This is a genomic window from Streptomyces sp. NPDC033966 (genome assembly GCF_055575955.1).
In genome coordinates this window covers 70174-85824 of sequence record NZ_JBVIRQ010000016.1, presented here as the reverse complement: position 1 = coordinate 85824, position 15651 = coordinate 70174, and the positions used below count along the sequence as shown (strand labels likewise).

General features: G+C 75.1%; 1 protein-coding gene and 1 pseudogene. Both read left to right on the top strand.

Annotated elements, in window-relative coordinates; all coding sequences use genetic code 11:
• The first annotated feature begins 62 nt into the window (after positions 1-62).
• Positions 63-11318 carry a type I polyketide synthase gene (locus ACZ518_RS33205; protein ID WP_469116745.1) on the top strand — a complete coding sequence of 3752 codons (11256 nt, stop codon included), beginning with the start codon at positions 63-65 and terminating at the stop codon, positions 11316-11318.
• Between the two features lie 133 nt (positions 11319-11451).
• Positions 11452-15501, top strand: a pseudogene (locus ACZ518_RS33200) (type I polyketide synthase); the annotation flags it as partial.
• Positions 15502-15651 lie beyond the last annotated feature (150 nt).

Genomic DNA, 15651 nt, shown 5'->3' with positions numbered 1-15651 from the left:
CGTCCTCCGGCCAGTCGGTCACACGAATTCCAGCTCTATCCGAGAGGTCCAAAGAGGTCCCCATGGCGACGAACGAAGAGACGCTCCGCGATTACCTCAAGTGGGTCACCGCCGATCTGCACGAGACGAAGCAGCGGCTGCGCGAGGTCGAGGACGCCGGCCACGAGCCGATCGCGATCGTCGGCATGGCCTGCCGCTTCCCCGGCGGCGTCGAGTCGCCGGAGGACCTGTGGCGTCTGGTGTCGGACGGCGCGGACGCCATCGGCCCCTTCCCCGAGGACCGCGGCTGGGACCTCGACGCGATCTACGACCCGGACCCCGAGCGCTCCGGCCGCACCTACGTGAAGGAAGGCGGATTCCTCTACGAGGCCGGCGCGTTCGACCCGGGCGTGTTCGGCATTTCGCCGCGCGAGGCCCTCGCGATGGACCCCCAGCAGCGCCTCGTCATGGAAGCCGCCTGGGAGGCCTTCGAGCGGGCCGGAATCGACCCGCAGTCCGTGAAGGGCAGCCGCACCGGTACCTTCGTCGGCTGCTACAACCTGGACTACTGCTGGTCCCTGCCCTCCATCCCCGAAGGGTACGAGGGCCACCTGACCACCGGCAGCGCGGCGAGCGTCGTCTCCGGCCGCGTCGCCTACACGTTCGGGCTGGAGGGCCCGGCCGTCTCCGTCGACACCGCCTGCTCCTCGGGACTCGTGGCCCTGCACATGGCCGCGCAGGCGCTGCGCGCCGACGAGTGCTCCATGGCCCTCGTCGGCGGCGTCACCGTCATGTCCACCCCGCTGGAGTTCATCGGCTACAGCGAACAGCGCGGCATGGCCGCCGACGGCCGCTGCAAGGCCTTCTCCGCGGGTGCCGACGGCATGGCGCTCGCCGAGGGCGCCGGCATCCTGCTCGTCGAGCGGCTCTCCGACGCCCTGCGCAACGGCCACGAAGTACTGGCCGTCGTACGGGGTTCGGCGACCAACCAGGACGGCGCCAGCAACGGCATGACCGCCCCCAACGGCCCCTCCCAGCAGCGCGTCATCAAACAAGCCCTCGCCAACGCCCGGCTGTCCACCCACGACGTCGACGTCGTCGAGGCGCACGGCACCGGAACGGCCCTCGGCGACCCGATCGAGGCCGGGGCGCTGCTCGCGACCTACGGTCAGCGGCCCGCGGACGCCGCACCGCTGCGGCTGGGCTCCGTGAAGTCCAACATCGGCCACACACAGGCCGCTTCGGGCATCGCCGGCGTGATCAAGATGGTCATGGCGATGCGCAACGGCGTCCTGCCCAAGACCCTCCACGTCAGCGAGCCGTCCCACGAGATCGACTGGTCCTCCGGCGCGGTGGAGCTGCTCGCCGAGCCCGCGGACTGGACCGTCGACGGCCGCCCGCGCCGGGCCGCCGTCTCCTCGTTCGGCATCAGCGGCACCAACGCCCACATCATCCTGGAGCAGCACCTCGCACAGGACGAGGCCGAGGGCGGCGCCGAGAGCGCGGCGCCCGGGGCGCCCGCCGAGACCGTGGTCACCGGCGGCCTGATCCCGTGGACCCTGTCCGGCAAGACCACCGAGGCCCTGCACGGGCAGGCGGCCCGGCTGCACGCCCACGCGGAATCCGACACCGCCGTCGAACCGGCCCGGGTGGCCGGGGCCCTGGCCACGACGCGGGCCGCGCTGGAGCGGCGCGGCGTCGTCCTGGCGGCCGACCGCGAGGGCTTCCTGACCGGCCTGGAGGCGCTGGCCGCCGGGCTCCCGGCGACGGGCGTCGTGGACGGCGCCGTCGTCAAGGGCGCCGACCGGCCGGTGTTCGTGTTCCCGGGTCAGGGTTCGCAGTGGGCGGGGATGGCGGTGGAGCTGTACGACTCCTCGCCGGTGTTCGCGGCCCGTCTGGACGCGTGCGCCGAGGCCCTGGCCCCGCACACGGACTGGTCGCTGCTGGATGTGCTGCGTCAGAAGGGCGGCGCGCCCGGTTTCGACCGGGTCGACGTGGTCCAGCCGGCGTTGTGGGCGGTGATGGTGTCCCTGGCCGAGCTGTGGCGTGCGGCGGGTGTCGTCCCGGCGGCGGTCGTCGGTCACTCGCAGGGTGAGATCGCGGCTGCTGCTGTTTCGGGCGCGTTGTCGCTGGAGGACGCGGCGAAGGTGTCGGCTCTGCGTGCCAAGGCGCTGCTCGCGCTGGCGGGCAAGGGCGGGATGGTGTCGGTCGCGGCTGCGGCCGACGCCGTGGCGGAACGTATCTCCGCCTGGGGTGAGCGCCTGGCGCTGGCTTCGGTGAACGGTCCGCAGTCGACGGTGGTTTCGGGTGATCCGGAGGCTCTGGACGAGCTGATGGCGGCCTGCGAGGCCGACGGCGTCCGTGCCCGCCGCATCAACGTGGACTACGCCTCCCACGGCCCGCAGGTCGAGTCGATCCGCGACGAGGTCATCGGTCTGCTGGCCGGGATCGAGCCGCGTACGGCCGAGATCCCGTTCTTCTCGACGGTGACGGGGGAGTGGGCCGACGGGTCGGAGCTGGACGCCGAGTACTGGTACACCAACCTCCGCCGCACGGTCCGTTTCCAGGACGCCATCAGCGCCCTGCTGGAGCGCGGGCACGGGCTGTTCGTGGAGTCCAGTGCGCACCCGGTGCTGACGATCGGCGTGCAGGAGACCATCGAGTCCGCCGGCTCCCCGGCCGTCACGCAGGGCACCCTGCGCCGCGACGAAGGCGGAGCCCAGCGCTTCCTCGCCTCCCTCGCCGAGGCCTGGACCCACGGCGCCCCCGTCGACTGGCAGGCCGTCCACGGCGGCCAGGACACCGCACGCGTCGACCTGCCCACGTACGCCTTCCAGCGCGAGCGCTACTGGCTGGAGGTGGCCGACACCGGCTCCGGGGACGTCTCCGCCGCCGGTCTCGGCGCCGCCGACCACCCCCTCCTCGGTGCGACCGTCCGCCTCGCCGACGGGGACCAGGCCGTCCTCACCGGGCGCCTCTCGCTGCGCACCCACCCCTGGCTCGCCGACCACGCCGTGAACGGCACCGTCATCCTCCCCGGCACCGCGTTCGTCGAACTCGTCGTCCGCGCCGGGGACGAGGTCGGCTGCGACACCCTCGACGAACTGACCCTGGAAGCCCCGCTCGTCCTGCCCCCCGACAGCGCGGCCCGCCTCCAGCTCGTCGTAGGCGGCCCCGAATCCGACGGCCGCAGGCCCGTGGCCCTCTACTCCCTCCCCGAGGACGCCCCCGAGGGCACCCCGTGGACCCGCCACGCCACCGGCCTGCTGCTCGCCGCCCGCCGCGAACCGGCCTTCGACCTCTCCGCCTGGCCGCCGCCCGGCGCGGAACCCGTCGGCCTCGACGGCTTCTACGAGGCCCTCTCCGGGTCCGGCTACCAGTACGGGCCCGCCTTCCAGGGCCTGACCGCCGTGTGGAAGCAGACCGACGGCGAGGAGATCTACGCCGAGGTCGCCCTCGCCCACGAGCAGCACGACGACGCCGCCCGGTTCGGCCTCCACCCCGCCCTCCTCGACGCCGCCCTGCACGCCGGCCTGGTGTCCGCCGCCCGCGGCGAGGCCGAAGGCGTACGCCTGCCGTTCGCCTGGAACGGGGTCACCCTGCACGCGGTCGGCGCGACCGCGCTGCGCGTGCGGATCTCCCCGGCCGGGGAGGACGGCGTCGGCCTGGAGATCGCCGACGCCACGGGCCGCCCCGTCGCCACCGTCGGCGCCCTGGTGTCCCGGGCCGTCACCGCCGCGTCGCTCGACGCCGGCCCGGCGACCGACGACTCCCTGTTCCGGCTGGACTGGACCGCCGTGGACACCGACGGCCTCCCGCAGGACGCCGCGCCGCACGACTGGTGCGTGCTCGGCGAGGACCGCCTCGGCGTCGAGGCCGCCTTCCAGCGGCTCGGCGCGTTCCCGCAGGTCTTCGACGACGTGGCCACCCTCGGCGACGCCGTCGCCGCCGGACTGCCCGCCCCCGAGGTCGTCGTCCTGCCCGTCGGCGGCGCCCCGGCGATGCCGGCGGCCGGCTCGGCCGCCGCGCTCGCCGACGCGGTCCGCGAGGAGACCGCCCGGATCCTCGCGGTCCTCCAGGACTGGCTCGCGGACGAGCGGCTGGAGGACGTCCGCCTGGCGGTCGTCACCCGCGGCGCCGTCTCCGTACGACCCGGCGAGGACGTCACCGACCTGGTGCACGCCCCGCTGTGGGGCCTGGTCCGCTCCGCGCAGGCCGAGAACCCCGGCCGGCTGCTGCTCGTCGACCTCGACGCGCCCGAGGACGCCGCCGCCGCGCTCCCGGCGGCCGTGGCAGCCGCGCACCGGGCCGGCGAACCGCAGGCCGCCGTACGCGACACGGCGGTGCTCGCGCCGCGCCTGGTCCGCGGGACCGCCCCCGGCGGCACCCTGACGCCCCCGCGGAACGCCGACGGCTGGCAGCTCGGCTCCTCCGGCGGCACCCTCGACCACCTGGCCCTCGTGCCCGCCGGGACCCGGCCGCTCGCCGAGGGCGAGATCCGCGTCGCGGTCCGCGCCGCCGGCCTGAACTTCCGCGACGTGATGATCGCGCTCGGCATGTACCCGGGCGACGCGACCATGGGCAACGAAGGCGCCGGCACCGTCACCGAGACCGGCCCCGGCGTCACCGGACTCGCCGTCGGCGACCGGGTGATGGGCCCGTTCCCCGGCGCCTTCGGCCCGCACACGGTGGCCGACCGGCGCGTCGTCACCCGTATCCCCGACGGCTGGACCTTCGAGGAGGCCGCGTCCGCGCCGACCGCCTTCCTCACCGCCTACTACGCGCTCGTGGACCTGGCCGGCCTGAAGGCCGGCGAGCGGATCCTCGTCCACGCCGCCGCGGGCGGTGTCGGATCGGCCGCCGTACGGATCGCCCGCCACCTGGGCGCCGAGGTCTTCGCCACCGCCAGTGAGGGCAAGTGGGACGCGCTGCGCGCGGCCGGTCTCGACGACGCCCACATCGCCTCCTCCCGCGACGCCTCCTTCGAGGAGCGCTTCTCCGCCGCCACCGGCGGCGAGGGCGTCGACGTCGTCCTGAACTCCCTCGCCGGTGAACTCACCGACGCCTCGCTGCGGCTGCTGCCGCGCGGCGGCCGCTTCGTCGAGATGGGCAAGACCGACGTCCGCGACGCCCAGGACATCGGACGGGACCACAGCGGGGTCGCCTACCGGGCCTTCGACCTCGCCGAGGCCGGACCCGACCGGATCGGGGAGATGCTCGCCGAGCTGGGCCGGCTGTTCGAGGCGGGCGTGCTCCAGCCGCTGCCGGTCCGGGCGTGGGACATCCGGCGTGCACCGGAGGCCTTCCGCTTCATGAGCCAGGCCAAGCACACCGGCAAGATCGTCCTGACGGTCCCGCAGGGCTGGGACCCGGCCGGCACCGTCCTGATCACCGGCGGCACCGGCACCCTGGGCGCGCTCGTCGCCAAGCACCTGGTCACCACGCACGGCGTACGGCACCTGCTGCTCGCGGGCCGGCGCGGCCCGGACGCACCCGGCGCGACCGAACTGGTGGCGGAGATAGCCGAGTTGGGGGGCACGGCCGAGGTCGTGGCCTGCGACGCCGCCGACCGCGACGCGCTCACCGCCCTCCTCGCCGCCATCCCCGCCGACCGGCCCCTGCGCGGAGTCGTCCACACCGCCGGAGTCCTCGACGACGGGGTGATCGCCTCCCTCGACGCCGACCAGATCGGCGCCGTCCTGCGGCCCAAGGCCGACGCCGCCGCGCTCCTCCACGAGCTCACCCGCGACCTCGACCTCACCGCCTTCGTCCTGTTCTCCTCCGCCGCCGGCGTCATCGGCGGCCCCGCCCAGGGCAACTACGCCGCCGCCAACGCCTTCCTCGACGCCCTCGCCCAGCACCGCTGCGCCCGGGGCCTGCCCGCCACCTCTCTGGCCTGGGGCCTCTGGGACGGGGCCAGCGGCATGACCGGCCACCTCTCCGAGGAGGACGTGGCCCGCATGGCCCGCTCCGGCATGGTCGCCTTCTCCCCGGCCGAGGGCCTCGCCCTCCTCGACGCCGGCACGGCCGACGGCACACCCCTGCTGGTCCCCGCACGCCTGGACCAGGCCGCCCTGCGCACCATGGCCACCACCCACACCCTGCCCGCGCTCGCCCGCGGCCTGGTCCGCGTCTCCGCCCGCCGTACCGTGGAGAGCGCCGACGGCGCCGGCGGCTCGGCCCTCGCCCGCCGGCTGACCGCACTGAGCCCCGACGACCAGCTGCGGACCCTGCTCGACCTGGTCCGCACCCACGCGGCCGCCGTCCTCGGACACTCCGCAGCCGAAGCCGTCGGCGCCGAGAAGGCCTTCAAGGAGCTCGGCTTCGACTCGCTGACCGCCGTCGAGCTGCGCAACCGCCTCGGCGGGGCCACCGGACTGCGGCTGCCCGCGACCATCGTCTTCGACCACCCCACCCCCGCCTCCCTCGCCCGTGAGCTGCGCACCGCGCTCGTCGGCGACGCCGGGCCGGAGCGGCGGGACGAGGACAACGCCCCCCTCACCGCCCCGGCCGCCGACGGCGACCCGGTCGTGATCGTGGGCATGGCCTGCCGCTTCCCCGACGGCGTGGAATCGCCCGAAGCGCTGTGGCGGCTCGTCGACGCCGAGGGCGACGCCATCGGCGCCTTCCCCGCCGACCGGGGCTGGGACCTGGACGCCCTCTACGACCCGGAGCCCGGCACGCCCGGCCGCACGTACGTCAAGGAGGGCGGGTTCCTGCACGACGCGGGCCGCTTCGACGCCGAACTCTTCGGGATCTCCCCGCGCGAGGCCCTCGCCATGGACCCGCAGCAGCGGCTCGTGCTGGAAGGCGCCTGGCAGGTCTTCGAACGGGCCGGCATCGACCCCGCCACCCTCAAGGGCACCCGCACCGGCGTCTTCGTCGGCGCCGTCCCGTCCGGATACGCCACCGAACTGCGCGAGATCCCCGAAGGCGTCGAGGGCTACTTCGGCACCGGTCTCTCCAACAGCGTCATCTCCGGCCGCGTCGCCTACACCTTCGGGCTGGAGGGCCCGGCCGTCACCGTCGACACCGCCTGCTCCTCCTCTCTGGTCGCCCTGCACCTGGCCGCCCAGTCCCTGCGCCAGGGCGAGTGCTCGATGGCGCTGGCCGGCGGCGTCGCCGTGATGTCGACCCCCGCCGAGTTCGTCGAGTTCGGACGCCAGCGGGCGCTCGCCGCCGACGGCCGCGCCAAGGCCTTCGCGGGCGCGGCCGACGGCACCGCCTTCTCCGAGGGCCTCGGCGTACTCCTCCTGGAGAAGCTCTCCGACGCCCGCCGCAACGGACACCGCGTCCTCGCCGTCGTACGGGGCTCCGCCACCAACCAGGACGGCGCCTCCAACGGCCTGACCGCCCCCAGCGGCCCCGCCCAGCAGCGCGTCATCCGCCAGGCCCTGGCCTCCGCCAAGCTCTCCGCCCAGGACGTCGACGCCGTCGAGGCGCACGGCACCGGCACCAAGCTGGGCGACCCGATCGAGGCGCACGCCCTGCTCGCCACCTACGGCCAGGGCCGCGACGCGGACCGGCCGCTGTGGCTCGGCTCCCTCAAGTCCAACATCGGCCACACCCAGGCCGTCTCGGGCATCGCCGGCGTCATCAAGTCCGTGATGGCCCTGCGCCACGGCGTCCTCGCCAGGACCCTGCACGTCGACGAGCCCTCCCCGCACGTCGAATGGTCCACCGGGGCCGTCGAACTGCTCACCGAGCGGCGTGCCTGGCCCGAGACCGGCCACCCGCGCCGGGTCGGCGTCTCCTCCTTCGGCCTCAGCGGCACCAACGCGCACGTCATCCTGGAGCAGGCCCCGCAGACCGCCTCCCCGGACCGCGACCGGGCACCCGAGGACCCCGCCCGCCCGGCGGTGGCCGGAGTCCTCGCCGCCACCGTTCCCTGGACCCTGACCGGCAAGAACCCCGGGGCCCTCCAGGCACAGGCACGGCGGCTGTACGACCACCTCGCCGCCGACGTCGACCTGTCCCTGTCCGACGTCGCCCTGTCCCTGGCCACCACCCGGGCCCGCCTGGAACACCGGGCCGCCGTGGTCCTCGGCAGCCGCGAGGAGGCCCTCGCCGGACTCGCCGCCCTCGCGGACGGGGCGCCCGCCGGACGCACCGTCACCGGCACCGCCGACACCGAGGGCAAGACGGTGTTCGTCTTCCCCGGTCAGGGGTCCCAGTGGGCCGGGATGGGTGTCGAGCTGCTGGATTCCTCGCCGGTGTTCGCGGCGCGGTTCGCGGAGGTCGCGGCGGCGGTGGAGGCGCATGTCGGCTGGTCGGTGGAGGGGGTGCTGCGCGGGGACGGGGATCTGACCCGGATCGAGGTGCTGCAGCCGGTGCTGTTCGCCGTGATGGTCTCCCTGGCCGAGTTGTGGCGTGCGGCGGGTGTGGTGCCGGACGCGGTGGTGGGTCACTCGCAGGGTGAGATCGCCGCCGCGGTCGTGTCGGGTGCGCTGTCGCTGGAGGACGGCGCGAAGGTCGTCGTGCTCCGTTCGCAGCTGTTCGCCGACGAGCTGGTGGGCCGGGGCGCTGTCGCCTCGGTGTCGCTGGGCGCCGACGCGGTGCGCCGGCGGATCGCCCCGTACGGGGACGCCTTGTCGATCGCCGGGATCAACGGTCCGGGTACGGTCACCGTCGCCGGCGAGGTCGCCCCGCTGGAGGAACTCGTCGCGGCCCTGGAGGCCGAGGGGGTACGGGCCAAGGTCATCCCCTCCACGGTGGCCTCCCACTGCGCCCAGGTCGACCGCCTCAAGGACCGGGTGATCGAACTCCTCTCGTTCGTCCGGCCGCGCGCCGGATCCGTCCCCCTCTACTCCACCGTCACCGGCGAGGTCCTCGACGGCTCCGAACTCACCGCCGCCTACTGGTACGAGAACTGCCGGCAGCCCGTCTCCTTCGAACCCGTCGTCCGCTCGCTGCTCGCCGACGGACACCGCGTGTTCGTCGAGTCCAGCGCCCACCCCGTCCTCGTGTACGGGGTCATGGAGACCGCGGAGGACGCCGGGTCCGAGGCCCTGGCCCTGGGCACCCTGCGCCGCGAGGAGGGCGGCCTGGCCCGCTTCTACACCTCGCTCGCCACCGCCTGGACCCGCGGCGTCGACGTCGACTGGACCTCCGTCCTCGCCGGACGCGGCGCGCGCACCGTCGAACTCCCCACGTACGCCTTCCAGCAGCAGCGCTACTGGCTGGCCTCCGGCCCCGCCGAAGCCGCCGCCCCGCAGGGCCCGGCCGAGGAGACCGAGGGCGCGTTCTGGTCGGCCGTCGAAGCCGGCGACCTCGACTCCCTGGCCGAGACCGTCGGCCTCGACGGCGACCGCCCGCTGCGCGAGCTGCTGCCCGAGCTCGCCACCTGGCGGCGCGGCCGCCGCGAGCGCTCCACCGTCGACTCCTGGCGCTACGACGTCGACTGGACCCTGCTGCCCGAGGACGCCACCGACCGGCTCACCGGAAGCTGGCTCGTCGTGGAGCCCCTGCGGGCGGCCGACCCGGAGCGCACCGGAGCCACCGTCGCCGCGCTCGCCGCGCACGGCGCCGACGTCCACCGGATCGCCCTCGACCCGGCCGGGGCCGACCGCACGGCCTGGGCCGCGCTGCTGCCCGGCACCCCGCTCGCCGGCGTGGTCTCCCTGCTCGGCGACGCGGCCGACCGGGACGCCGTCGCCACCGGCACCCTCGTCCTCGTCCAGGCCCTGAACGACGCCGGAGTGACCGCACCCCTGTGGGCGCTCACCCACGGCGCCGTCGCCACCGGTCCCGCGGACGCGCCCGCCGACCCCGTCCAGGCCCAGCTGTGGGGCCTCGGCCGGGTCGTCGGACTCGAACAGCCCCGAACCTGGGGCGGCCTCGTCGACCTGCCGGCGGAGCTGGACGAGCGGGCCGCGGCCCGGCTCGCCCGGGTCCTCACCGGCCTCGGCGACGAGGACCAGGTCGCGGTGCGCTCCGGCGGAGCCTTCGGCCGCCGCCTGGTGCGCGCCCCGCTCGGCGACCGCGAGCCGGTCCGCCGCTGGCAGCCGTCCGGGACCGTCCTGGTCACCGGCGGCACCGGAGGCGTCGGCGCCCGCGTCGCCCGCCGTCTCGCCGCCACCGGCGCCGCCCACCTCGTCCTCACCAGCCGGCGCGGCGCCGACGCCCCCGGGGCGGCGGAACTCGCCGCCGAACTCCGGGCCCTGGGCGCCGACGTCACCATCCCGGCCTGCGACGTGTCCGACCGCGACCAGCTCAAGGCGGTCCTCGACGCGATCCCGGCCGACCAGCCCCTGACCGCCGTCGTCCACGCCGTCGGCATCGTCCAGTCGACCCTCGTCGACGAGATGACCACCGACGAATACCGGAAGATCAACGAAGGCAAGATCGACGGCGCCCGCCACCTCGACGAGCTCCTCGGTGACACCGCCCTCGACGCGTTCGTCCTGTTCTCCTCGAACTCCGGTGTCTGGGGCAGCGGCCGGCACGGCGGCTACGCCCCCGGCAACGCCTGGCTCGACGCGTTCGCCCAGCAGCGCCGCGCCCGCGGCCTGACCGCCACCTCCCTCGCCTGGGGCGCCTGGGGCGGCGGCGGCATGATGGAGGGCGAGGGCGTCGAGGAGTACATGCGCCGCCGCGGCGTCATCGAGATGGACCCCGAACTCGCCCTGAACGCGATGGTCCAGGCCGTGGAGCACGACGAGGTGTTCCGCGCCGTCGCCGACGTCGAATGGGAGCGCTTCGCCCGCGGCTTCACCTCCGGCCGCCCCAGCCCGCTCATCCAGGGCGTCCCCGAGGCACGCGCCGCCCTCAAGGCCTCCGACGAGCCCGCCCAGGCGGCCGGGGCCGCCACCGGTGCCGCGGCACGGCTCGTCGAAGAGCTCACCGCGGCGAACCCCGCCGAGCGCGAGACGATCCTCCTCGACCTGGTGCGCGAGAAGGTGGCCGGCGTCCTCGGCCACGACTCGGCCGACGCCATCGAACCCGGCCGCGCGTTCAAGGGCCTCGGCTTCGACTCGCTGACCGCCGTCGAACTGCGCGACCGGCTCGGCGCCGCCACCGGCCTCAAGCTCCCCGCCACGATCGTCTTCGACTACCCCAACCCGGCAGCCCTCGCCGGCCACCTGCGCGGCGCCCTGCTGCCGGAGTCGACGGCACCCGTCGGCTCGGTCCTCGACGAGCTCGACCGCCTCGAAGGCGCACTCGCCGCCACCGCGCCCGACAGCGACACCCGCACCAAGCTCAAGCAGCGCCTCGAAGCCCTGCTGTGGACCGTGGGCGGCACCGGAGCCACCCCGGACGAGACCACCGGCGAAGGCCTGCAGAGCGCCACCGCCGACGACATGTTCGCCCTGCTCGACAAAGAGCTGGGCACCTCCTGACACATCCGGGAGGGGTGTCTCCGCCGGACGGCCGCGACCACGGTCCGTCCGGCGGGGGCACCCCTTCCCCCATCCCACCCGCCGGCCAGCGATCCGCCCCACGGGGCCCACGGAGATACCGACCATGGCGAACAACGAAGAGAAGCTCCTCGAATACCTCAAGCGGGCGACGGCCGACCTGCAGCAGACCCGCAAGCGGCTGCAGGCCGCCGAGTCGGCCGGCCACGAACCCATCGCGATCACCGGCATGGCCTGCCGCTACCCGGGCGGGGTGAGCTCCCCCGAAGACCTGTGGGAGCTGGTCGCGGCCGGCGGCGACGCCGTCGGCGGCTTCCCCGTCAACCGCGGGTGGGACATCGAATCCCTCTACGACCCCGACCCCGACAAGCCGGGCACCAACTACGTGAAGGAAGGCGGCTTCCTGCACGACCTCGACGAGTTCGACGCCGGCTTCTTCGGGATCTCCCCGCGCGAGGCCCTCGCCATGGACCCCCAGCAGCGCCTGCTCCTGGAGACCGGCTGGGAGGCCGTCGAACGCGCCGGGATCGACCCCGCCGCCCTCACCGGCAGCCTCACGGGCACCTTCGTCGGCTTCAGCGCCATCGACTACACGACCGGCATCCTCCAGGCCCCGGAGGAGCTGGAGGGCTACCTCGGCACCGGCAACCTGGCCAGCGTCATGTCCGGCCGGCTCGCCTACTCCCTCGGCCTGGAGGGCCCGGCCGTCACCATCGACACCGCCTGCTCCTCCTCGCTCGTCGCCCTGCACATGGCCGTCCAGGCCCTGCGCAACGGCGAATGCTCCATGGCCCTCGCCGGCGGCGTCACCGTCATGTCGAACCCCGCCGGGTTCGTGGAGTTCAGCCGCCAGCGGGCGCTCGCCGCCGACGGCCGCTGCAAGGCCTTCGCCGCCGCCGCCGACGGCTTCGGGCCCGCCGAGGGCGTCGGCATGCTCCTCGTCGAACGGCTCTCCGACGCCCGCCGCGCCGGCCGCCGGGTCCTCGCCGTGATCCGGGGCACCGCCGTCAACCAGGACGGTGCCAGCAACGGCCTCACCGCCCCCAACGGGCCCGCCCAGATGCGGGTCATCAAGCAGGCCCTCGCCAGCGCCCGCGTCACCGCCGCCGACGTCGACGCCGTCGAGGCGCACGGCACCGGCACCACCCTCGGCGACCCCATCGAGGCCCAGGCCCTGCTCGCCACCTACGGGCAGAACCGGCCGGCCGACCAGCCGCTGTGGCTGGGCTCCGTGAAGTCCAACATCGGCCACACCTCGGCCGCTTCGGGCGCGGCCGGCGTGATGAAGATGGTCATGGCGATGCGCAACGGCCTGCTCCCGCAGACCCTGCACGTCGACGCCCCCTCCCCGAAGATCGACTGGGCCTCCGGCGCCGTGGAGCTGCTGACCGAGGCCCGTACCTGGCCGGAGACCGGCCGCCCGCGCCGGGCCGGCGTCTCCGCGTTCGGCATCAGCGGCACCAACGCCCACGTCATCCTGGAGCAGACCCCCGAGGACCCCGGAACGGACACCGAGGCCGAGCCGGCCGAGACCGGCCCCGGCCGCCCCGCCATCCTGTCCGGCCCCGTCGACGGCACCCCGTGGCTCCTGTCGGGCCGCACCGCCGCCGCCCTGCGCGGCCAGGCCGAAAGGCTCGCCGCGCACGCCGCCGCCCACCCCGGCGCGCACACCGCCACCGGCGTCGCCCTCGCCACCACCCGGGCCGCCTTCGACCACCGCGCGGCGGTCACCTCCCTCACCTCCGCGCAGGACACCGGGCGAGCCCTCGCCGCCCTCGCCGGGGGCGACACCGCGACGGGCGTCCACCAGGGCCAGGCGGGCACCGGCAAGTCGGTGTTCGTCTTCCCCGGCCAGGGTTCGCAGTGGGCGGGGATGGCGGTGGAGCTCTACGAGGCCTCCCCGGTGTTCGCGGCCCGCCTGGACGCGTGCGCCGAGGCGCTGGCCCCGCACACGGACTGGTCGCTGCTGGAGGTGCTGCGTCAGGAGGACGGCGCGCCCGGTTTCGACCGGGTCGACGTGGTCCAGCCGGCGCTGTGGGCGGTGATGGTGTCCCTGGCCGAGCTGTGGCGTGCCGCCGGTGTCGTCCCGGCGGCGGTCGTCGGTCACTCGCAGGGTGAGATCGCGGCCGCGGCTGTTTCGGGCGCGCTGTCGCTGCAGGACGCGGCGAAGGTGTCCGCGCTGCGGGCCCGGGCCATCGTGGCCCTGGCGGGCAAGGGCGGCATGGTGTCGGTCGCGGACGTCGCCGACGCCGTGGCGGAACGTATCTCCGCCTGGGGTGAGCGCCTCGCGCTGGCTTCGGTGAACGGTCCGCAGTCGACGGTGGTTTCGGGTGATCCGGAGGCTCTGGACGAGCTGATGGCGGCCTGCGAGGCCGACGGCGTCCGCGCCCGCCGCATCAACGTGGACTACGCCTCCCACGGCCCCCAGGTCGAGTCGATCCGCGACGAGGTCATCGGTCTGCTGGCCGGGATCGAGCCGCGTACGGCCGAGATCCCGTTCTTCTCCACCGTCACCGGGGAGTGGGCCGACGGTTCCGAGCTGGACGCCGAGTACTGGTACACCAACCTCCGCCGCACCGTCCGTTTCCAGGACGCCATCACGGCCCTCCTGGAGCGCGGCCACAAGGTCTTCGTGGAGTCCAGCGCCCACCCGGTGCTGACCATCGGCGTCCAGGAGACCATCGACACCACGGAGTCGGCCGCCGTCACCCTCGGCACCCTGCGCCGCGACGAAGGCGGCCCCCGGCGCTTCCTGGCCTCCCTCGCCGAGGCCTGGACCCACGGCGCCCCCGTCGACTGGCAGGCCGTCCACGCCGGCCAGGACGCCTCCGGCGTCGAGCTGCCCACGTACGCCTTCCAGCGCGAGCGCTACTGGCTGACGGCCGGCGCCACCGCCACCGGCGCCGCCGACGTGGCCGCCGCCGGCCTCGGCGCCGCCGACCACCCCCTCCTCGGCGCGGCCGTCCGCCTCGCCGAAGGCGGCCAGACCGTCCTCACCGGCCGCCTGTCGCTGCGCACCCACCCCTGGCTCGCCGACCACGTCGTCGCCGGAGCCCGCGTGCTGCCCGGCGCCGCGTTCGTCGAGCTGGCCGTCCGCGCCGGCGACGAGGCGGGCTGCGACACCCTCGACGAACTGACCCTGGAAGCCCCGCTCGTCCTGCCCGACGAGGGCCCCGTACTGCTCCAGATCGTCGTCGGCCCCCCTGACACCGGTTCCAGGCGCACCGTCGCCGTGTACGGCCGCCAGGACGCCGCCGACGGCCCCTGGACCCGCCACGCCCAAGGCGTCCTCAGCCGCGCCGAGACCCCGCAGCCCGGCCGCGAGCTCACCGTCTGGCCCCCGGCCGGCGCCGAGCGCGTGGACCTCGACGGCTTCTATGAGGGGCTGTCGGGGTCGGGGTACGGGTACGGTCCGGCCTTTCAGGGGTTGGCCGAGGTCTGGCTCCCGGGCGACGGTGTCGGGGTGTACGCCGAGGTGGTGCTGCCCGAGGATCAGCAGGAGGACGCCGGCCGGTTCGGCCTCCACCCGGCCCTGCTCGACGCCGCGCTCCACGCGCTGGCGGTGAGCGGGCCGGAAGCGGAGGACGGAACGGCCTGGCTGCCGTTCGCGTGGAGCGGAGTGCGCCTGCACGCCGCGGGAGCCTCGCGCGTGCGCGTGCACCTGACCCCGGCCGGCCCGGACGAGGTGGCCCTCACGGTCGCCGACGCCACCGGCCGCCCCGTGGCCTCCATCGCGTCGTTCGCGTCGCGGCTGGTGTCCGCCGGGGAACTGTCCGCGGCCGCGGCCGCCGCCGGAGCCACCGGCGGGGCGAGCACCGTGACACGTACGCCCGTACGCCGGACGGCCGCCTCGCAGGAGGCGGCGGAGGCCGAATCGTTCGCACAGCGGCTGGCCGCGCTCTCCCCGCAGGAGCAGGAGCGCACGGTCACCGACCTCGTCCGTACCCGGGTGGCCGCGGTCCTCGGCCACCCGGAGACGGAATCGGTCGAGGCGGAACGGGCCTTCCGGGAGCTCGGGTTCGACTCGCTGAGCGCGGTCGAGCTGCGCAACCGGCTCACCGCCGCGACCGGCCTGTCCCTGCCCGCGACCCTCGTCTTCAGCCACCCGAACCCGCTCGCCCTCGCCCGGCACCTCCTCGACCAGCTGGGCACCGCCCGCGGCGCGCAAGCGCCCGGGCTGCGTGAACTCGCCGCCCTGGAGGCCGTACTGGCGGAGGCCGACCCGGACGGCACCGCCCGCGACACCGTCGCCAAGAGGCTCGAAGCGCTGCTGTGGAAGTGGCGCGGCACCGAGACGGAAGGGGACGTCCTCGAC

What these genes read in the sequence shown, in the direction of transcription:
- ACZ518_RS33205 (WP_469116745.1), top strand. Translation starts at nt 63, where the DNA reads ATGGCGACGAACGAAGAGACGCTCCGCGATTACCTCAAGTGGGTCACC.